This window comes from Methylobacterium marchantiae (assembly GCF_042679825.1).
GTDB lineage: Bacteria > Pseudomonadota > Alphaproteobacteria > Rhizobiales > Beijerinckiaceae > Methylobacterium > Methylobacterium marchantiae.
The window spans coordinates 23,168-44,297 of record NZ_JBHTND010000033.1; the positions used below are offsets into that span (position 1 = coordinate 23,168).

Genomic DNA, 21,130 nt, shown 5'->3' on the forward strand with positions numbered 1-21,130 from the left:
GTCGCTGCCTTCCCCCCCCACTCTGTGGGGGAGGGTGGCCCCCGGAGGGGGTCGGGAGAGGGGAGCCCGGTTTCCGGATCGGACGCGAAGAGCGACGATGGGCGGACCCTTGTCAGACTCACTCCACATCTGCGCGCGTTCGCCTGCGAGCAACGTCGGCTCCGTACTCTCGCCGAGGATGCGTTCTGGCGGCACGTGCGTGGTAGCCGCTTACGTGGGCTCAGGTTCAGACGCCAGGTTCCCCTGCCTCCCTACATCGCCGAATTCCTCTGTGCTTCCGCTCGTGTGATCGTCGAACTCGACAAAGCCCCCCATGACGCGACCGCGCGCCGTGATCGCGATGCCTGGTTGCGTGAGCAGGGCTTCGAGGTTCTGCCCTTCCCGAATGATCGTGTACTGAGCGATCTCGCTTCGGTCCTCCGCACGGTCGGCGCGACCGTCGAGGCGCGGCTGGCTCGCGCCTCGTCTGGCCTCGTCGCTCTCCTCTCCCGACCCGGCCTGACCGCCGCGCTACCCTCCCCCGCAGAGGGGGGAGGGGGCAGGCGCACACGCCCGGCCCCCCGCCCATGAACGTCTCCGAGCCGTTCATCCGCCGTCCGGTCGCCACGACGCTGCTCACCATCGGGGTGCTGCTGGCGGGTATCTTCGCGTTCTTCAAGCTGCCGGTGGCGCCGCTGCCTCAGGTCGACTTTCCCGTCATCCTGGTTCAGGCGCAGATGGCCGGAGCCTCGCCGGAGACCATGGCGACGACGGTGGCGGCGCCGCTGGAACGGCGCCTCGGCATCATCGCCGATGTCGGAGAGATGACCTCCACCAGTTCCGTCGGCACGGTGCGGATCATCCTGCTCTTCGGCCTCAACCGCGACATCGACGGAGCCGCCCGCGACGTCCAGGCGGCCATCAACGCGGCGCGAGCCGACCTGCCGACGGCGCTGCGCTCCAACCCGACTTATCGCAAGTTTAACCCGGCCGACGCGCCGATCCTGATCCTCGGCCTGACCTCGAACACTCTGTCGCCGGGCCAGCTCTACGATTCCGCCGCCACGGTGGTGCAGCAGAAGATGTCCCAGCTGCCCGGAGTCGGGAACGTCGATATCGGCGGCTCGTCTCTCCCCGCGGTCCGGGTCGAGCTCGATCCCACCGCTCTCTACAATTACGGGATCGGGCTCGAAGGCGTGCGGGCGGCCCTCGCCTCGGCCAATGCCAACTCGCCGAAAGGGGCGATCGAGACCGATACCCGCCACTACCAGCTCTACGCCAACGACCAGGGTCGGGTGGCGGCGGATTACCGCGACATCATCGTGGCCTATCGCAACGGGGCGGGGGTGCGCCTCACCGATGTCGGCAAGGTGGAGGATTCGGTCGAGGACAAGCGCAACCTCGGCCTCGTCAACGGCAAGCCGGGCGTGATCCTGTTCATCTACAAGCAGCCCGGCTCCAACGTGGTCGATACGATCAAGGCGCTGAAGGCGGCGCTGCCGCAGGTCCAGGCGGCGCTGCCGGGCGATATCGACCTCACCGTGACCGGCGACCGCAGCGCCACCATCCGCGCCTCCCTCGCCGAGACCGAGGAAACGCTGGTCATCGCGGTCGTCCTCGTCATCGTGGTGGTGTTCGCCTTCCTGCGCTCCGGACGGGCGACCCTGATACCGGCGGTGGCCGTGCCGATCTCGATCATCGGCACCTTCTCGGCAATGTATCTCCTCGACTACAGTCTCGACATCCTGTCGCTGATGGCCCTCATCATCGCCACCGGCTTCGTGGTCGACGACGCCATCGTCGTCCTCGAGAACATCCAGCGCCATATCGAGCTCGGCAAGCCGAGGCTGGAAGCGGCGCTCATCGGGGCGAAGGAGGTCGGCTTCACCGTCATCTCCATGAGCCTGTCGCTGATCGCGGTGTTCCTGCCGATCCTGCTGATGGGCGGCCTGGTCGGGCGCCTCTTCGAGGAATTCGCCGTGACCCTGTCGCTGGCGATCCTGATCTCGCTCGTGCTCTCGCTCACCACCACCCCGATGATGTGCGCCCTCCTGCTCAAGCGCGAGAGCGGGCATGGACCTCCCGGCGAGACGCGTCCCAATCTCCTCATCCGGGCCCTGGAAGGCGCGTTCGACGGGACGCTGCGCGCCTACGAGCGCACTCTGCGCGTGGCCCTGAACCATCGTCGCCTCGTCCTCGCCACCCTGTTCGCGACGATCGGGCTCAACGTCTACCTTTATATCATCGTCCCCAAGGGGTTCTTCCCCGAGCAGGATACCGGGCAGATGATGGGCGGCATCCAGGCCGACCAGCGCATCTCGTTCCAGGCGATGAAGCAGAAGCTGGAACAGGCCACCGCCATCGTCCAGGCCGACCCGGCGGTGGACAGCGTGGTCGGCTTCACGGGAGGCCGTGCCACCAACTCGGCCAACGTCTTCGTCGGCCTGAAGCCGCGGGGCGAGCGGGCGTCGATCACCGAGGTGATGACCCGCCTGCGCCCGAAGCTCGCGCAGGTGGCGGGGGCCCGGCTATACCTGTTCCCGCGCCAGGACCTGCGCATGGGCGGGCGCCAGAGCTTCGCGCAATACCAGTACACCCTGCAGGGCGACACGGCCGACGAGCTCTATGCCGCCGCGCCCAGGCTCGTGGAGGCGCTGCAGAAGAACCCGGTCTTCGCCGACGTGACCTCCGACCAGCAGGAGGGCGGGCTGGAGAGCCGCCTCGTCATCGATCGGGCCACGGCCTACCGCTACGGCATCACGCCGGACAAGATCGACAACACCCTCTACGACGCCTTCGGCCAGCGACAGGTCTCGACGATCTACAATCCGCTCAACCAGTACCACGTCGTGATGGAGATCGCGCCGCGCTATCTGCAGAGCCCCGAGACCCTGAAGACCGTCTTCGTCTCGACCTCCGGCGGAAAGGCGCGCGGCTCGGCGGTCACCAACGCGGTGGCCGGGACGGTGGCCGGCGCGACGACGACGGGAACGGCGGCCACCATCGCCACGGATTCGGCCCGCAATGCCGCCTCCAACGCCATTGCCGGCGGCGCGGGGGCGTCGTCGAGCGCGCCCGTTTCGAGCGCCAAGGAGACGATGATCCCGCTCTCGGCTTTCGCGCGGATCGAGACCGGAAACGCGCCGGTGCAGGTCAGCCATCAGGGCCTGTTCGTGGCCACCACGATCTCGTTCAACCTGGCGCCGGGCAAGAGCCTGTCTGACGCCACGACCGCCATCGAGGAAGCCGAGGCGCAATTGCGCCTGCCGGCCACGATCCACGGCGAATTCGCGGGCGCCGCCAAGACTTTCCAGGCCTCGTCCTCGCGCCAGCCGCTGCTGATCCTGGCGGCTCTGCTGGCCGTCTACACCATCCTCGGAATCCTCTACGAGAGCTTCGTCCACCCGGTGACGATCCTCTCGACCCTGCCCTCGGCCGGCATCGGCGCGCTGCTGGCGCTCCTCGTCTCCGGCACGGAATTCACCATCATCGCGCTGATCGCGGTGTTCCTGCTCATCGGCATCGTCAAGAAGAACGCGATCATGATGATCGACGTGGCGCTGGACGCCGAGCGTACGCGTGGGGCCTCGCCGAAGGACGCGATCTTCGAGGCCTGCCTCTTGCGCTTCCGGCCGATCATGATGACAACGCTGGCGGCCCTGCTCGGCGCCGCGCCTCTCATCCTCGCTGGCGGCGAAGGATCGGAGCTGCGCCGCCCGCTCGGCATCGCCATCGCCGGCGGCCTGATCGTGAGCCAGCTCCTGACCCTCTACACAACGCCCGTCGTCTATCTCTATCTCGACCGCCTCCGCCGGCGCCGCCCGGCCTTGGGCGTAGTTCCGGGCGCGGCCGAATGAGCGTGGGCGGTTTGACGGACAGTCGCATGAGCGGGCTCGTCGCTTCCCTTTCGAGCGGGAGTGCGCCGCTCTCAGATGACGGCGCAGGTCCCTCTCCTTCCAGGAGAGGGAGCCCGTCGCGCTTGCTCGTTACCATCCTCGCCCTCGCAACAACCCTCTCCGGCTGCATGGTCGGACCCGACTATTCCCGCCCCTCCGTGGAAACTCCTCTTGCGTTCAAGCAGGGCGGAATGCGCGAGGACGGCGCGGCCTATGTCGCCACCCGGAAGGGCTGGCGGGCGGCCCAGCCCAATGACGGGGCCGAGCGCGGCGATTGGTGGCGCGTGTTCCGCGATCCCGCCCTCGACCGGCTGATCCGCCTCGTCGACGTGGACAACCAGACCCTGCGCGTCTCGGTGGCGTCCTACGATCAGGCGCGTGGCCTCGTCGCCCAGGCGCGCTCGGCACTCTACCCGACCGTGATCGGCGCGCCGACGATCACGCGCTCGCGGACGCTCGGGACCGAGCGGACGTCGGTGTCGCTCCAGGCCCAGGCCTCCTGGGAGCTCGACCTGTTCGGCCGTATCCGGCGCAACATCGAGAGCGAGGTCGCCAGCGCGCAGGCGAGTGCGGCGGATCTCGCCGCCGTCCGCCTCGCGATCCAGTCCGAGATCGCCGCGAACTACTTCAGCCTGCGCTACCAGGATTCGCTCCAGCGTCTGCTGAACGAGACGGTGGAGGCCTACAGGAAAAGCCTCGCCATCACCGAGAACCAGTACAATGCCGGCGTGGCGGCCCGGTCCGACGTGATCACGGCGCAGACGCAGGTCCAGTCGACGCAGGCCTCCGCCATCGCGGTCGGCTTGCAGCGGGCGACGTTCGAACACGCCATCGCGACGCTGATCGGACGCCCCCCGTCCGAGCTGTCGCTGCCGGCGGGAAGCCTGCCGAGGACGCCGCCCGCGGTCCCCGTCGGCATCCCCTCGGCTCTGCTTGAGCGGCGGCCCGACATCGCGCAGGCGGAGCGTAGCGTCCAAGCTCAGAGCGAGCAGATCGGCGTCGCGGTAGCGGCCTTCTATCCCACCCTGGTCCTCTCGGGCTCCGGCGGCGTCTCAGGGCTGACCAGCAACGGCGTGTTCTCGGCGGCGAACCAGGTCTGGTCGGTGGCCGCCGCGGGCAGCGAGACCCTGTTCGACGGTGGCGCCCGCACGGCCGCGGTGCAGATCGTCAGGGCCGCCTACGACGCCACGGTGGCGACCTATCGCCAGACCGTGCTGACGGCCTTCGCCGAGGTGGAGAACGGCCTCGCCGGCGTGCGCATCCTCGCCCGCCAGCAGGTGGCGCAGGAGGAGGCGGTGGCCTCGGCCCGCCGCGCCGTGGAGATCACCCTCAACGAATATCGCGCCGGCACGCAGAACTTCACCACGGTCATCACCGCCCAGGCGCTGGAACTGAACAACGAGGTGACCTCGCTGCAGGTACGGCTCAACCGCTTCACCACGGCTGTGTCCCTCATCCGCGCCTTGGGCGGCGGCTGGGACGCACGCAGCCTGCCGACTCCCGACGAATTGAAGGGCGACCGCCTGCCGATCGATCGAGGTCAGGCCGTCCGCACGGACGAGTGATCGCTGCTTTGCACCATGCTTCGGAACGGCGCGGCGCATCGGCGGTTTGACCGGCGTCGCCGTCGACGTCCGGAGCGTCCCGTCCCATGATCCATACCGATGCCGCAGCGAGCGGCGGCAAGCAGCCCCGCGCCAACGACGAGATCAGGAAGGCTCCGGCCTGCACCCTCGTCATCTTCGGAGCCGCCGGCGACCTGACGAAGCGCCTGCTGATGCCGGCTCTCTACAATCTCGCCTCGGACGGCTTGCTTCCGGATGGGCTGAAGATCCTCGGCATCGACCACAATGATCGCACGACCGAGCAATGGCGCGACGACCTCTCGCAGACCATGCAATCCTTCACGCAGGATCGGACCTCCGAATTCCATCCGGATTCCATCGATCCCGACCATTGGGGCTTCATCCGGGAGCGGCTGAACTTCACCAAGGGCGATTTCGAGGCTGCCGACACCTATCAGCGACTCGGACACGCGATCAGCGGCAGCGTGATCTTCTATCTCGCCGTGTCCGCCCGCTTCTTCGGCCCGGTCGTCGACCATCTCGGTACCGCCGGCCTGTTGAAGGAAGATGAGGGTGCCTTCCGCCGCGTGGTGATCGAGAAGCCGTTCGGCACCGACCTCGCCTCGGCCCAGGCCCTCAACGCTCGTATCCTGAAACAGGCGGACGAGAGCCAAGTGTTCCGCATCGACCACTTCCTCGGCAAGGAGACGGTGCAGAGCATCATGGCTCTCCGCTTCGCCAATGGCATGCTGGAGCCGATCTGGAACGCCCACCACATCGATCACGTCCAGATCACCGCCGCCGAGACGATCGGCGTGGAAGAACGTGGTGCCTTCTACGAGCCGACGGGTGCCTTGCGCGACATGGTGCCGAACCATCTGTTCCAACTCCTCTCGATGGTGGCGATGGAGCCGCCTGGCAGCTTCGACGCCGAGGATATCCGCAACGAGAAGGCACGAGTGGAGGAGGCCGTTCGGCCGGTGGCACCGGACCATGCGGTACGCGGTCAGTACGCGGCCGGCGAGGAGCAGGGCAGGTCCGTGCTGGGATATCGCGAGGAGGACAACGTCTCGCAGCTATCCTGTACAGAGACCTACGTCGCTCTCAAGCTCTCGGTCGAGAATCCGCGCTGGTCCGGCGTGCCGTTCTACCTGCGTACCGGAAAGCGCATGGCGGGGCGGCTCACCGAGATCGCCGTCCATTTCAAGCCGCCGAGCCACGGCCTGTTCGCCGGAACCGATCTGGCGCCCAACATAATGCGTCTGCATATCGATCCGGAACAGGGGCTGAGCACCCAGTGGAACGCCAAGCGGCCGGGACCGGAAATGCATCTCGGTGCGGTCACGTCGTCCTTCCGCTTCGGAGATTTCTTCGCCGAGACGCCGAGCGTCGGCTACGAGACCTTGTTCTACGATTGCATGGTCGGCGACCCGACGCTGTTCCAGCGGGCCGACGCCATCGAGGCCGGTTGGGCTGCCGTCGATCCGCTGATCCAGGCTTGGGCCGATGCCCCGGTGGAGGCCTATGCGGCGGGCAGTGACGGCCCGGCCGGAGCCGATGCGCTGCTCGCCCGCGATGGGCGTGCCTGGCTTCCCCTGAAGGAAGGCTGAGACCGAACTCGGCTTTTCTCGCGGCCGGCGCAGGTGATGTCCGTCGGTCGCGGCGCTCTGGTGTTTCCGCCATCACGCCGGCGCGGCGTTGACCCGTCTGGCCTTGCGGCCGGGCGAGAGGCTGCGCAGGGCATCGTGATGGAGAAGGAGGACGCCGGTGGCGCCCGACAACTTGCGGGCGGCGGGAGTGAATCCCGCATTGGAGACGACGGCGGCCATGTCCGCCTGCCAGTAGCGCGCCGCCGCCGCCGCCTCCTGTACGGCGGCATTGCCGACCGGCTTCGTATAGCGCTTGCACTGCAGGACCAGACGGATGCCCGCTCGTTCGGCGACGACGTCGGCCCCCTGATCGCCGCTGGCCTTGGTCGGACGCGCCGACCAGCCCGCTTCGCGCAGGGCCTCGGCACAGAACCGTTCGTAGGCGATGCCGTCATCCGGAACCTCGGCATCGTCCGGTAGATCCACCGATAGGGCGACGTCGTCGATGATGTCGAGAACGACGGCCCAACGGGTATCGGCGAGATCGGCAAAGCCCCTGGCATCGAGATGAGGCAGTATCGTCCGCTCGGCGAAGTAATCCCGCTCGCGCAACCAGCCGTCATCGATCCAGTTGCCGTAGGCGTCCTCGAAACATTCCTGGTGGCGACGCAACGCAAGCGTCTCGGCATGGACCCTTGCGAGACGGCGCGCGGCTCTCCTGAAGCGGCGAGGCCGGTCGAGCCTATGCAGGACGATATAGAGGAGTACGAGACCGGTCGCCGCCAAGGCGGGCAGGCCGAACCCGAAGGCGAGGGCACCGCCGATGATGGTCGTCCAGAACAGACGCGCGACGAGGCTCGAACGACCGGACATGCGGAACCTCCTCACCGGCGGGAGGTTCGCTGCGGATGTCGCGACGGCCTCCTCCATCGTTCCACGATGCATGGAGGGTCTTGCGGCAGGCCTAACGTCTAAGCCGTGCTCGGAAGGCCTCATCGGGATCGCCGATTGGGATTACAATAAAATTCATATAATAATGCTTGATCTTGGAGATAATCTTCGCGAAAATACGAATAAAATTATGAATTCATAATATAAAGTGCCATAAAGGCGTATAAGAGATATGATAATTTTGCGCCAAATAAAATGACATCAAATAAATTTCAGATAAGAATTTGACTTGAAAAGGAAAGCGACGCGAAAGCAGCCAGGTTAAGACCGGTCGATCGTGCCAAATCCGTGGTAAGCTAAGCTCGCTACCACAAGAACTATCCTGTGGATCATTTCTCGGCCCGTATGGGTGACGCCTCTCAGGCGTTCCGTAGGCCATTCAAACAGGCGGTATCGACCTGACCGTCCCGCGCAGAGTCTTCGATCATGTCGAGGCAGGCCGTTCCGGCCTGCCAAGCCGTTGCCTCTACGATTGGGTGGCCGCAGCAGCCGCACGAGGTCTGCGACCACGCGGTGCAGGGGTCGCAGGCGCTTCGACAACGGCAGCCTTGGCGCGGGTCTTCCTGCGCTGCTGCCCCAAGCCCATGTTCTTCGCCAGTTCCGACCGAGCCGCTGCGTAGTTGGGCGCAACCATCGGATAGTCGCTTGGGAGGTTCCACTTGGTCCGGTATTCTTCGGGTGTCATCGAATACCGCGTCCGCAAGTGACGCTTTAGCGATTTGAACTTCTTTCCATCCTCCAGACAGATAACGAAGTCCGGTGTAATCGAGCGCTTGACTGAGACGGCTGGCGTCGGAGGCTCGATCTTCTCTTGAGTCCGGGATGTCGCAAGAGTTCCCAGGGTCGCGTGAACCGACGCGATGAGCGCCGGAATATCGGAAACCGGCACGGAATTGTTGCTCACGAACGCGGAAACGATGTCCGCCGTAAGCTCAATGTAACTTGCCACGAAGTCGTCTTCGATTTCCACGCTCATCCCCCAAAAATAGACAGCCTAGACGAGCAGACCGGAACGCCTCTTGAAATGGGCGACAAGGTCTTGCGTCAGGCGGAACGCACTAAAGCGTACGTAAGATAGCCGACATTAAAGCGCAAGAGGCGTTAGAAAGACAAGGTCGGTAGAATTCCATTGCTCGGAAGCTTTACGTCCGAGATGGCAGCTTCCACATACGAATGATCGCCTGATAGCGCAGACATTATACAGAATCTGTCGTCTAGCCCGGTATTGAAAAAAATTGCTGATGATCGGGGATTAGGCAGCTCATTTACTGAACCGAGACTTTTTCGTCGATGCTCGAACCTTTTTGGTTCAATCCTGCAACTCAGAGTGATCTATTCCACGATCGAATATGATCCGATAAAATTGCGCGCCAGCAAGCCGGGGCGGCCGCACCGTCCGCCGGAATGATGTCGGAGCACATCGAGCTTTTCGCGAAGTTCCGGTCTCGGATGGGTTCCCCCGATGTTTCGAAAGGCGCGTGCCGACAACCGCTACGTATTCTTCCTGTGCCGGGCCGCCCTCATTCGGCGGACCATCCTACGGTTCGCTAGGCCGGTTCCGCGGTCCGTAGCTTTCGAATCGCTTCACGGTTCGGGCGATCTCGGCATCGGAGAGAATGACGGGCTGCCCGATCTGGAGAGCCACCGCATACTGGCGGCACAGGGCCTCCATCTCCACCGCCAGCCAGAGGGCCTTGGCGAGGGTCCTGCCCGTGGCGATCATCCCATGATTGGCCAGCAGGCAGCCGAGACGGTCTTCGAGGGCGGCGACCGCTGCGACCGAGAGTTCTTCCGTGCCATAGGGTGAGTAAGGCGCGCAGCGGATCGTCGGACCGCCGGCGGCGGCGATCATGTAGTGGACGGCGGGGATTTCGCGCGCGCACATGGCGAAGGCGGTGCAATAGGTCGGATGGGCGTGGACGACGGCACTCAGTTCGGGCCTCCGTCTCAGGATGTCGCGATGGAAGCGCCATTCCGAGGAAGGAGCGAGAACATGGTCGTGGGTTCCTTCCATCGTCATCCTAACGATGTCTTCGGGCCGCAACTCGTCGGCCGGGATGCCGGACGGCGTCATGAGGAAGCCGTCACGAAAGCGTACGGATACGTTGCCGGCGGTGCCCTGGCTCAGTCCCAGCGTGATCAGCGATCGCATCGCCTCGACGATCGCGCAGGAAATCTCGTAAGCTGTGGCCTCTGACATGCGCTTCCCCCGGTCGAGAATGACCTGCGCCCTATACCTTGCCACTTGGCGCGGTGTCGCATTCCTTCGCGCCGGCCCGAACGAAGGTCACGCCTATCCATGAGCACCTATCGCTTCGAGGCGTTGCTGGCGCCACGGGCGATCGCTGTCGTCGGCCTTGGCCGCGACAACGCTGCCCTCGGCCGAGCCGTGATCGGCAACCTGACGAAGGCCGGGTTCGCCGGGCCCGTCCATCTCGTCGGGGAAACGGAGCTTCCGACCCTCGACGACCTGATCGAGGCGCCGGATCTCGTCGTGGTCGTGGCGGAGGCCCCGGCCGTGGAAGGCTGGGTGGAGAAGGCGGGTTCGCGAGGCGCGGCCGTGGCCGTCATCCTCACGCCCGACATGCCGGACGACCTGTGCGAGGCGGTGCGCAACCGTGCCAGGCAATGGGGCATGCGCCTCCTCGGTCCCAACAGCATGGGATTGATGGTGCCGCGCGCGCAACTCGATGCGAGTCTGTTCGCAGGAGTGCCGAAAGCCGGCGATCTCGCTCTCGTCTCGCAATCGGGCACGGTGGCGGCCGGCATCGTCGCCTGGGCCGCGCATCGCGATGTCGGCTTTTCCGCCATCCTGTCGCTGGGCACCGCCTGCGACATCGACATCGCCGATTGCCTCGACCATTTCGCCGCCGACATCCATACCAGGGCGATCCTGCTCTCGTTGAGCGTGATCCCCAACGCCCGGAAGTTCATGTCGGCGGCTCGTGCCGCGGCCCGCGCCAAGCCCGTCCTCGTCCTGCGCACCGGGCGCCACATTGCCCCCTTGCGCCACACCGTCACCCATACCGGTGCCCTCGCCAGGCCGGATGCGGTCTACGAAGCGGCGTTCCGCCGGGCGGGCTTGCTGAGCGTCGACGGGCTCGATGCCATGTTCTCGGCGGTGGAGACCCTCGGCCGGCAGCGTCCCTTTCCCGGTCAGCGCCTGGCCATCCTCGGCAACGGCGAAGGAATCGGCGCCCTCGCCGCCGACAGGCTCGCGGACCGGGGCGGCACGCTCGCTGCGGCCGGAGCGGTCGGTAACCCCGCCGATCTCGGCGTCGAGGCGGATGCGAAGGCCTATGCCGACGCTCTCGCTCCTCTGCTCGCCGATTCCAGCAGCGACGCCATCCTGGCGATCCACGTTCCCACCGCACGCTCCGACAGCGCCGGCGTCGCGGCGGCCATCGCCGATACGGTGACCGCGGCCAGACGCAAGGGGGGCCGGCGCAAGCCCGTCTTCGCGGTGACGATCGGCGATGATGGGGAAGCCGGAGCGATGCTCGCCGCTGCCGGCATCCCGCGCTTCGCCACCGATGCGGACGCCGTCGAAGGCTTCATGCACCTCGTCCGCTACCGCGAGGCGCAGGACGACCTGATGCGCACGCCGGATTCGCTGCCCCGGGAATTCTCGCCGGACGTGGAGGCCGCCCGCGCGATCGTGGCGACGGCCCTCGAAGCGGGAGAGACCTGGCTCGATCCCCTCGCCGTGGCGGGCCTGCTGGCCGCCTACCGCATCGACAGCGTGCCGCTCACGCTGGCCCCCGACAGCGACGCGGCCGCCGCCGCCGCGTGGCCCATCCTCGCCAAGGGCGGCGCCGTGGCTCTGAAGGTGGTCTCACCGGACATCGTTCACAAATCGGATGTCGGCGGTGTGCGCCTCGATCTCACCAGCGAGGCGGATGTGCGCGCGGCCGCCACCGACATTCTCACCCGCGCCCGGCGCCAGCGACCGGATGCGCGGATCATGGGGTTCGCGGTCCAGCCCATGGTGCGCAAGGGCAAGCGCCGCGAACTCATCGCCGGCCTCGCCGAGGATCCCGTCTTCGGCCCCGTCGTTGTGTTCGGCCGGGGCGGCGTCGCCGTGGAGGTCATCGACGACCGGGCGCTCAGCCTGCCTCCCCTCGACCTGCGGCTTGCCAGCGAGCTCATCGACCGAACCCGGGTGGCACGACGTCTCGCCGCCTATCGCGACGTGCCGGCGGTGGACCGGCGGTCGCTCGGCCTCGTGCTGGTGAAGCTCGCCCAGCTCTCGGCCGACCTGCCGGAAGTGCGCGAACTCGACATCAACCCGCTCCTCGCGGACGCGAACGGCGTGCTGGCCCTCGATGCCCGCGTGATGATCGAGCCCGCCCCGGAGCGGCGGGGCGGCACCCGCAACGCGCGCTTCGCCATCCGCCCCTATCCCGTGGAATGGGAGCGCAACCTCGTCCTGAAGCGGGAGAAGATCACCGTTCGTCCGGTGAGGCCGGAGGACGAGGGGCTGTTCAAGAGCTTCTTCGAACAGGTCAGCGCCGAGGATCTGCGCCTGCGCTTCTTCATGCCGGTGCGCGACTTCAACCACGCGTTCCTGGCGAGGCTGACGCAGCTCGACTATGCGCGCGCCATCGCCTTCGTCGCCATCGAGGCGGAGACGGGGGTGATGCTCGGTGCCGTTCGTCTGCACGCCGATGCCAACCACGAGAGCGGCGAATACGCCATCCTCATCCGCAGCGACCGCAAGGGCACCGGTCTCGGCTTCGCGCTGATGCAACTGATGATCGATTGGGCGAGGGCGGAGGGTCTCCAGCGCATCGAGGGCACGGTTCTGCGCGAGAACCGCCCTATGCTGGCCGTGTGCCGCAGCCTCGGATTCGTGATCCATCCGGACACAGACGACGGGACGGTGATGAAGGTGCGCCTGGACCTTGCGGCGATATGAGCGGTTGGGGTCGACGGCGTTGCTCTCATGGACCGAATGTCCGTGCGAGCAACGCTGTTCGTCACCTCCGCGAGGCCGAGTTCAATCGTCCCTGGCCGGGTGATGGCAGCGGATCAGAGGCCGCTTTGGCTCAGGCCCGGCTGTTCTGGAGCGAGCGGACGGAGAGCAGACCGACGAACCAGATCGCCGTCAGGAGAAGCCCTCCCAGCACCATAGACAGGAAGACGCGCGGCCCCCCGGCGCTCTCGGGCAGAGCCGGTCGAACGTAAGGGGTGAGATAGAGATGCTGCGCTGCTGCGCTCGCGCGTGCGCGGTCGAGGGATTGCAGCGATGTCAGGAGGATCGCCTGCGCGTATTGCCGGTCCATGTCGAGCGCCTCGTATCGGGCCACGACGCCAGCGAGGACGTTGCGTCCGGAACGGCTGCCCGAGACCTCGCGCTCGACGGAGGCCAATTGCTCGCGGGCGGCCTGGACGCGGGATTTGAGTGCCAGGACGGACGGTGCCGTCTCGCTCAGGTTCTGCCTGCGGATCGTGTCGTAATCGGCTTCCAATTGGGACACTGATCCGCGCAACGTGCCGATGAGCTGTGTGTTGCCCGAGACGACGCTGGGCATCGGGTCGATCACGCCCTCCTTCTCACGGAATTCCGCCATGGCGGCGCGGGTCTTGTCGAGGTTCGCCTTGGCACGGACCACCTCCTGCTCGGCGAACTTGACGGCATCCTCCTCGGCACGCTTGGCGATCTTGTTGACGAGGGTCTCGGACAGCGTGACGAGCTGGTTGGCGATGTTCAGCGCATCATCGGGGCGGAATGCCTTGATCTCGACCGACGCCAGCCCGGTGAGCGGGTCGAAATTGGTCCAGATCATCTTGTTCCAGTACTTCAGCAGGTGCTCCGCGGACCGGCTCTTGTCGAACCGGTTCGGCCAGTCAATCTCGGGCCGACCGTAGATCTCCCGGATATTGACGGTCTGGGACAGCTCGTCGATCACCTGCCGGCTCTTCAGGTAATCGACCACCACGAAGTTCTGCGCCGTGCCGCCGGTGACGGCCCCACCATGGCCGCCCATGGCGCTTGCGACGGCGGCGGCGGTGGTTCCGCCACTGGTTCCGCCGCCGAGAGGCCCGCTCGATGGTGTCACTTCGGTCACGGAGAAACGGAACTCCGCGAAGTATTGCGGCGTCGCCAAGAAGAGGAAATACATGCCGAGCAGGCACAACGGCAGAATCACCACCAGTGCGAAGCTGATCAGCGTGATGCCCCAGCCGGTCTCGGGGGGCGGCAGGGGCACGAGAGAAAAGGTATCGTCTTCCCCGGTATCGAGCGCGAGATCGCGCCTTTGATCATCGTCGCGCCGCGGCACCAGTTCGCGGTCGTCGTTCACTGCCAGTTCGTTGGTCCGCGAACGCTCTTCCCGGGCCAGGGTCTCGTCGGCAACGGCTTTGTTGGTAACGGCTTCTTTGGGCTGAAGCGCATTGACCTTCGCGGTCGGCAGGCGCGTGATATTGTTGGGCGCTGAGCTCATGCGTCGCGGGGCCTATCACCGAAATTCCATCACTGCCGACCATTAGGGAATTTCCCGGCCCTTTTGTGGCGGCGCAGCAGGGATGTCGGAGGTGTGACTTTTCGGGGCGCTCCTCGACGACCTGCAGGTTCCCGGAGCAGCGCGCTACCCCTCGCCGGTGAACTCGATCTCTGCCACCCGATCGTCCGGATAGCGTATTCGTGGACATCGACAGTTCGTCATGGCCGGAATGACGGCGCGATGATCGCGACTCCGTTACTTCCTCCGAACCCTGGGCAGGCCGCCTTGTACGGTCCTACGGATAGCCGTAGCGCGATTTGGCAGCGGCGAGCAGGCCGATCGCTTCGCGGTCGCGGCCGGCGCGGCAGGCCTCGGCCGCTCGCGCGAGATCGGAGGAAAATCGTGCCCCTACCGGCTGGTTGAGATTGCCGGTCGCCACGTCACTGTCGACCACGGCCTGGGTACGGGCGATGCTGGGGCCGCAGCCGGAACCGTCCGGCAAGGGTGCAAGAACCGGAGCGGCGACAGGCGCCACTGCCGCGACCTTCGGAGAAGGGCCCGACAAGGTGCAGGCGCCGAGCGTGAGGGCAAGGCAGACGACCAGCGACAGGCTGGCGCGTTGCGGTGAAACGACGGTCCTGATCACGGCATGTTCCTTCACGTTCCGGCACGCCATGCCGGCGCAGCTTGGCCGCTGCGCCGGATTTCTGCCTTCACGCAAGGCAAGGGTCAATCTCGGCATCCAGCGCCGAGTGACGGCCTTCGCCTGCCGATCGGCGTCTACTTCGCCTTTTCGGCGATCGCCGCGAGGCCGGATTCGTAGATCCCAGTGATGGCATCCGTCGCCACCGTGTCCGGCGCGCCCTTGGCCTTGAAGGTGCCCTTCCACGTTACCGTCGATCCGGACCCTTTCGGGCTCACGGCGATGGTGGAGGAATAGTCGGAGACCGGCAGCGGGCTCTCGACGATGGCGTAGGTATAGCTCATCGCCTTGTCGTCGCGCACCGTCTGCGACTCCACGATGGAGCCGCCACCTTTGAGGCTCAGGGTGCGGAGCATCGTGCCGCCCTTGGTGGAGGGCTCGCATTTCGCGATGGCCGGGTGCCAGTTTCCGATGCCGCAGAAATCGCCGATCGTCGACCAGACCTTCGCCGGCGGAGCAGCGATATCGATGGTCTTGGTGAGATCGATGGCAAAGCCGGGAGCGGTGCCGGCAAGCAGAATCAGGCCGGGCATTACGAAGCGACGCGTGAAAGTGCGCGACATGGAGAGGTGTTTCCTTCCGATATTGTTATGTCGATGCGGTACGAGACCCGCGCCGTGCCCTTGAACGGACGAATGTCAAGCTAGTCGCGAACCGGCACGCGACAATGGCCGGAACCCTGTCCACGGAGATTTGATGGAAGAAGGGCGCCGTGCCGGGCGATCCTTGTCAAGCCGTGCGTCGAGGGGTACGAAGCCGCTCGGGCGCGCCGTTCGCGCGCCCGTCACGCCATTCGGGAGAGACGAGCCTTGGCCAGCGCCGGCTCCACGCAGGGAACCGCCGACGCCGCCTTCACGGCAGCGTGCGGTCATGCGCGTCCCTTGGCGCTCCTCGCCGGCCTTCTGCTCCTTATCCGCCCCTGAGGGCCGTCCGGGCGCCTGCGCCTGGGCTCTCAGGGGATCGTTTCGCGACTGGGGCTCTCCACGGCCTCGTCGAGCCGATCGATGGATCGAGGTGCGCGTCCGCTCAGCGACCGCGCCTCCGACAGGACGACACGCCATGACCGACATCACCGCCCAGCCCAATGCCTCCCCGAAGGACAGGGTCCTCATCTTCGACACCACCCTGCGCGACGGCGAGCAGTGCCCCGGCGCGACCATGACCCTCGACGAGAAACTGGCGGTCGCCGAACTGCTCGACACGATGGGCGTCGACATCATCGAGGCGGGCTTCCCTATCGCCTCGATCGGCGATTTCGAGGCCGTAGCCGAGATCGCCCGCCGCTCGAAGCGCGCGACCATCGCGGGGCTGGCCCGCGCCATCCCCGCCGACATCGCGCGGGCGGGCGAAGCGGTGCGCCTGGCCCGGCGCGGACGCATCCATACCTTCGTCTCGACCTCGCCGATCCATCTCGCCCACCAGATGCGGAAGACGCAGGACGAGGTGATCGAGATCATCCTGAAGACCGTGGCCCAGGCCCGCGACCTCGTGGAGGACGTGGAATGGTCGGCCATGGACGCCACCCGCACGCCGATCGACTACCTGTGCCGCTGCGTCGAGGCTGCGATCCGGGCCGGCGCCACCACGATCAACCTGCCCGATACGGTGGGCTACGCCACGCCCGACGAATACCGCAGCATGTTCCGTCAGGTCCGAGAGCGGGTGCCGAATGCCGACAAGGCGATCTTCTCGGTGCATTGCCACAATGATCTGGGCCTCGCCATCGCCAACTCGCTGGCCGGTGTCGAAGGTGGCGCCCGGCAGGTCGAGTGCACCGTGAACGGCATTGGCGAGCGCGCTGGCAACGCGGCTCTGGAAGAGATCGTTATGGCGATCCGCACCCGCGGCGACGTGATGCCCTACGAAACCGGCATCGAGACGACGATGCTCACCCGCGCCTCGAAGCTCGTCTCCCACGCGACGAACTTTCCCGTGCAGTACAACAAGGCCATCGTCGGCCGGAACGCTTTCGCGCACGAGAGCGGCATCCACCAGGACGGGATGCTCAAGCACACGGAGACCTACGAGATCATGACCCCGGCCTCCGTCGGCGTCGCCAAGACCTCTCTGGTCATGGGAAAGCATTCGGGCCGGGCCGCCTTCCGCTCGAAGCTGGAGGAACTCGGCCTGCACTTGGCCGACAATCAGATGCAGGACGCGTTCGAGCGGTTCAAGGCGCTCGCCGACCGCAAGAAGCACGTCTATGACGAGGACATCGAGGCTTTGGTGGACGAGAACCTCGCCACGGCCCACGACCGCATCCGCCTCGTCTCGCTCTCGGTCATCGCCGGCACCCGCGGGCCCCAGCGGGCGACGATGAAGCTCGCCATCGACGACCGCATCGTCACCGAGGAGGCCGACGGCAACGGCCCGGTGGACGCGGTGTTCAACGCGATCCAGGCGTTGGTCCCGCACGAGGCGCAACTGGAACTCTACAAGGTCGATGCCGTGACCGAGGGCACGGACGCCCAGGCCGAGGTCTCCGTCCGTCTCAAGGCCGGCGAGCGCAGCGTGACGGCACGAGGCGCCGATCCCGACACCTTGGTGGCCTCGGCCCGCGCTTATCTCTCGGCCCTGAACAAGCTCTCGGCCACGGCGGTGCGTCTGCACGCCCAGCACGCCACGGCGGTTTAGCCGGGAAAATGAGGCCCCGGGGGTGGACACCCTCCGGGGGCTTTGCTATCAGCCCCCTCGTCGCAGCGGACTTGGTGGGCCGCAGCGACCGCCGTAAGGCGATGGGTGCATAGCTCAGTTGGTAGAGCAGCTGACTCTTAATCAGCGGGTCCAAGGTTCGAACCCTTGTGCACCCACCAAATTCCTCTGATAGCCAAAGCTCTGGACGAATGTCCGGAGCTTTTGTGTTTTCAGGGCCTTATCGGCATTTCGACGCTCCCTGATCCGGCGCGGGATCGGTTGGTCCTGTGATCGCTCCCAGATCATCGTAGGTCCGCGATTTTCGTTCGGCGGCATGCGTTGGCAAAGCTCTTCTTCATGGCATCGTATCGCTCATCGTCCTAGTTGCCGATCGGGGCGGGCGACGAGGTCCGCCCAGGAGCGAGGGATCGGCGAAACGCAGGCCGTGTGAGGCGAGAAACGTCTCACTCCCGATCTCATCCCGAATTTGGGACCATGCCGGCCGCCAGCGCCGTCCGCCTGGGACATTTCGGTTTGATCGGATGCTGGGAGCGGGTCGGAAGGCCGCACCGCGGGACCACCATAGTCTCTGATCAATAGACGACGGGGAGATCTCACTGATCGCCGCGAACGACGGCGGAGACGTAGACTTCGTCCTGTCTCACCGAAGCATCGGCCGCACGTCGTTACCCTGTGAACGATCGCCCCGAAACGTGCGGAAGCTCTTCGAAACGTAAGACGGGCTCCTCGCTGAGCCATCACGTTCACGGCAATGATCCAGATATACCAGACATTCGGTCTGCGACGCTGGAACCGCTTTCGCCCGCACTTGTTACGAGCTGGACCTTGCGGGGAATTAGCGGAGCGTGGGAGCCACAGTGACACTCGGCGTCGACAGGCATGAACTCCGGCAGATCATCGCCGGGCTCAGCGAAGGGGTCATCCTGGTCGAGCCCGATCAGACGATCGCCTATGCCAACGAGGCCGCCCTCGCCATGCATGGCGCGGAGAGCATTGAAGAACTCGGCGAGACCATCGACGCCTATCGGGAGCGCTTCTCCCTGCGGTACCGCAACAACCGCAGCCCGAACCAATATCCGATCGAGCGTGTCGTCTCCGGTGAGGTCTTCCAAGACGTCGTCGTCGAGGTGACGCGCACCGACAGGCCCGACGTCGATTTCGTCCATTCCCTGCGCAGTCTCGTCGCCACCGACCGGGAGGGAAAGCCGAGCTGTCTCGCGCTCATCCTCAAGGACGTGTCCGACCAGTTCGAGGCCGAAGAGCGTTTCGAGGCCACGTTCAACGCCAATCCCGCCCCGGCGGTGATCTGCCGCCTCTCTGACCTGCGCCACGTGAAGGTGAATCTCGGGTTCCTGGAGATGACCGGCTATACCCGGGACGCCATCATCGGTCGCAGCGTCTATGAGATCGATGTCCTCGCCAATGCCAGAAACAGGGAGCTCGCGGTCTCTCGCCTCAACAGCGGAGGCACCATCCCGCAGATGGAGGCCTGCCTCGACCTTCCTGGAGGCGGAACCCGCCACGTGATCGTCGCTGGCCAGCCGATGGAGCTCGGTGACGAGCCCTGCATGCTCTTCACCTTCGCGGATCTCGAATTGCGCCGGAAGGCCGAGACCGCCCTGCGCCAGAGCGAGGAGCGTTTCGCCAAGGCTTTCCGCCTGACCCCCGTGCCGACCATGCTCGCGCGCGCCGACACCTTCACCATCACCGGGGTGAACGAGGCGTTCTCGAGGATCTTCGGCTATGCAGCCGACAAGGTCACCGGCCGTTCGCCCGCCGATCTCGATCTCTGGGTACACGATGCCGCCCGGACGAAGTTCGAGAGTGCTGTGGCGCGTACCGGCTACGTCCTCGGCCTCGAGATCTGCCTGCGTCACGAGGACGGAACGAATCTCGATTGCCTCGTTTCCGCCGAGCGGGTGGAGATCGGCGACGAGATCTACGCACTTCTGGTCCTGCAAGACATCACCGAGCGTAAGCGCAGCGAACGTGACCTGTTCGGGGCCATCGAGACAGTGATGGCCGATACGTCCTGGTTCAGTCGCGGGCTGATCGAGAAGCTCGCCAATCTCCGCCAACCCGGCGGGGACCATCAGGACTCGATTTCCCCCAACATGACCGTACGGGAACGCCAGATTCTCGATCTCATCTGTTCCGGGCTCGACGACGATTCCATCGCCAAGCGCCTGAGCCTCTCGCGCAACACGGTCCGGAACCACGCAGCGGCGCTCTATCGGAAACTCGATGTCCACAAGCGCTCCGAGGCGATCGTATGGGGGCGAAAGAATGGATTTCCAGCCTCCGCGACCAATTAAATAATCCACCCTACCAGTACATTTGTATCATTGATCGGTACGCCAAAGGATCTACCTGGTGCGCGCAGACATGAACCTTGGTGAAGCTGAGGCTCAGACGATCGGATCAGCGGCCTCGATCCTCATGACGATGTCTGCAGATCCGATAAAAACGGGTCGAAAAAGCTGATCAGCGACGAGAACGCAAAATCCACAAACAGACTCTTCGAGAATTACTGACGGTTGGGACGAACCCAGGAACCAAGCCGGTACGACGCTTGGTCACGCCGTGCAGTGTAATCAGAGCATTCTTTCAGTACAGGAGAAGAACAATGGTCGACACGGATCGGATCACCGGCGCAGCCAAGGAATTGGGCGGCAAGGTTCAAAGTGCTGCAAGCGACTTGACCGGCTCGAACCGCAATTCCGTCGAGGGCCGCGCCCGCGAAGCTCAGGGTGCCGCCGAGAACCTCTACGGGCAGGCGAAGGATGCCGTCCGTGACGTTGGCGACAAGGTTCGGGACTCTGTCGATCATCTCGCCGGCTCCGACGCGGACGAACTCAAGGATCGCGCCCGCAAGGCTCAGGATGCTGCCGGTGACTACTACGACCGGGCCGAGCGCTCCGTCCGCAGCGCCGGCCACGCGGTCGGCGACTATGCCGAGGACGCCTACCAGAACGGTGGCCGTTACCTGCGCCAGGGCGGCGGCGAGGTCACCCGTCAGATTGCTGAATACCCCGTGACGTCGTTGCTTCTCGCCGGCCTCCTCGGCTTTGGGATCGGCCTGCTCGTGCAGCGTCGCGACTGACGCGCGGCTTCGACCTTCCGTCTTTTCTCCCTTTACCGTCTTCCCCCTATCGGCCGTCCGAATCGTTCGGACGGCCGACGACACCGGAGTTTTGTCACGTGGCCACCTCTTCCAGCATTCCGCCCTCGCCGCTCGTCGCGAGCGATACCCGCACCGTCCTTCTCAACCAGGTCTCGTGGGGTGCCATCTTCGCCGGTGCCGTGACGGCGCTGGTGACCCAGGTCATCCTCAACATGGTCGGCG

Annotated in this window: 14 protein-coding genes, 1 tRNA gene and 1 pseudogene; 10 read left to right on the forward strand and 6 right to left on the reverse strand. The window is 65.5% G+C overall.

Features of this window, described 5'->3' with window-relative positions:
* The first annotated feature begins 24 nt into the window (after window positions 1-24).
* The 4 genes from ACFQ4G_RS18765 (at window position 25) to zwf (ending at window position 7,050) form a co-directional block, all read left to right on the forward strand.
* The gene (locus ACFQ4G_RS18765) at window positions 25-570 is read left to right on the forward strand and encodes an endonuclease domain-containing protein (RefSeq protein WP_238207239.1); all 546 of its coding nucleotides are present in this window, start codon (window positions 25-27) and stop codon (window positions 568-570) included.
* Window positions 567-3,836 carry an efflux RND transporter permease subunit gene (locus ACFQ4G_RS18770; RefSeq protein WP_238207101.1) on the forward strand — a complete coding sequence of 1,090 codons (3,270 nt, stop codon included), beginning with the start codon at window positions 567-569 and terminating at the stop codon, window positions 3,834-3,836. Before ACFQ4G_RS18765 ends, ACFQ4G_RS18770 begins: the two co-directional genes overlap by 4 nt.
* 122 nt (window positions 3,837-3,958) lie before the next feature.
* Complete coding sequence (locus ACFQ4G_RS18775; RefSeq protein ID WP_379040820.1) at window positions 3,959-5,440, forward strand: efflux transporter outer membrane subunit; 1,482 nt, start codon at window positions 3,959-3,961, stop codon at window positions 5,438-5,440.
* Window positions 5,441-5,526: 86 nt separating this feature from the next.
* Entirely contained in the window at window positions 5,527-7,050 is a 1,524-nt protein-coding gene (zwf, locus tag ACFQ4G_RS18780) for a glucose-6-phosphate dehydrogenase (protein WP_238207099.1), read from the forward strand.
* 72 nt (window positions 7,051-7,122) lie between these two features.
* Here zwf and ACFQ4G_RS18785 read toward each other — a convergent pair whose 3' ends face one another.
* The 3 genes from ACFQ4G_RS18785 to ACFQ4G_RS18795 all read right to left on the reverse strand — a co-directional run bounded on the left by ACFQ4G_RS18785 (window position 7,123) and on the right by ACFQ4G_RS18795 (window position 10,180).
* Window positions 7,123-7,902, reverse strand: coding sequence for a restriction endonuclease (locus ACFQ4G_RS18785; RefSeq protein ID WP_238207097.1), 780 nt, complete (start codon window positions 7,900-7,902; stop codon window positions 7,123-7,125).
* 544 nt (window positions 7,903-8,446) lie between these two features.
* Window positions 8,447-8,956 carry a MucR family transcriptional regulator gene (locus tag ACFQ4G_RS18790; protein WP_238207095.1) on the reverse strand — a complete coding sequence of 170 codons (510 nt, stop codon included), beginning with the start codon at window positions 8,954-8,956 and terminating at the stop codon, window positions 8,447-8,449.
* A 561-nt stretch (window positions 8,957-9,517) separates the two neighbouring features.
* The gene (locus ACFQ4G_RS18795; protein ID WP_238207092.1) at window positions 9,518-10,180 is read right to left on the reverse strand and encodes a class II aldolase/adducin family protein; all 663 of its coding nucleotides are present in this window, start codon (window positions 10,178-10,180) and stop codon (window positions 9,518-9,520) included.
* A gap of 99 nt (window positions 10,181-10,279) precedes the next feature.
* Here ACFQ4G_RS18795 and ACFQ4G_RS18800 point away from each other — a divergent pair, with 99 nt between their 5' ends.
* Window positions 10,280-12,898: a bifunctional acetate--CoA ligase family protein/GNAT family N-acetyltransferase gene (locus ACFQ4G_RS18800; RefSeq protein ID WP_238207090.1), complete on the forward strand. Its 2,619-nt coding sequence runs from the start codon at window positions 10,280-10,282 to the stop codon at window positions 12,896-12,898.
* 130 nt (window positions 12,899-13,028) lie between these two features.
* On the opposite strand, the gene ACFQ4G_RS18805 is transcribed toward ACFQ4G_RS18800, so the two are convergent.
* From ACFQ4G_RS18805 to ACFQ4G_RS18815, 3 genes are all read right to left on the reverse strand, one after another.
* Window positions 13,029-14,426 (reverse strand): hypothetical protein, encoded by a 1,398-nt coding sequence (locus tag ACFQ4G_RS18805; RefSeq protein WP_238207088.1) that lies wholly within the window; start codon window positions 14,424-14,426, stop codon window positions 13,029-13,031.
* 295 nt (window positions 14,427-14,721) lie between these two features.
* Complete coding sequence (locus ACFQ4G_RS18810) at window positions 14,722-15,102, reverse strand: hypothetical protein (RefSeq protein WP_379040826.1); 381 nt, start codon at window positions 15,100-15,102, stop codon at window positions 14,722-14,724.
* 104 nt (window positions 15,103-15,206) lie between these two features.
* Window positions 15,207-15,692 (reverse strand): SRPBCC family protein, encoded by a 486-nt coding sequence (locus ACFQ4G_RS18815; protein ID WP_238207084.1) that lies wholly within the window; start codon window positions 15,690-15,692, stop codon window positions 15,207-15,209.
* A 496-nt stretch (window positions 15,693-16,188) separates the two neighbouring features.
* Here ACFQ4G_RS18815 and ACFQ4G_RS18820 point away from each other — a divergent pair, with 496 nt between their 5' ends.
* The 5 genes and pseudogenes from ACFQ4G_RS18820 to ACFQ4G_RS18840 all read left to right on the forward strand — a co-directional run.
* Entirely contained in the window at window positions 16,189-17,763 is a 1,575-nt protein-coding gene (locus tag ACFQ4G_RS18820; protein ID WP_238207082.1) for a 2-isopropylmalate synthase, read from the forward strand.
* Between the two features lie 103 nt (window positions 17,764-17,866).
* Window positions 17,867-17,942 (forward strand) — tRNA-Lys (locus ACFQ4G_RS18825).
* A 699-nt stretch (window positions 17,943-18,641) separates the two neighbouring features.
* A complete protein-coding gene (locus ACFQ4G_RS18830; protein WP_238207080.1) occupies window positions 18,642-20,099 on the forward strand; it encodes a helix-turn-helix transcriptional regulator in 1,458 nt (485 codons plus the stop codon).
* A gap of 311 nt (window positions 20,100-20,410) precedes the next feature.
* The gene (locus ACFQ4G_RS18835) at window positions 20,411-20,887 is read left to right on the forward strand and encodes a CsbD family protein (protein WP_238207078.1); all 477 of its coding nucleotides are present in this window, start codon (window positions 20,411-20,413) and stop codon (window positions 20,885-20,887) included.
* A gap of 98 nt (window positions 20,888-20,985) precedes the next feature.
* Window positions 20,986-21,130, forward strand: a pseudogene (locus ACFQ4G_RS18840) (PhnA-like protein); the annotation flags it as partial.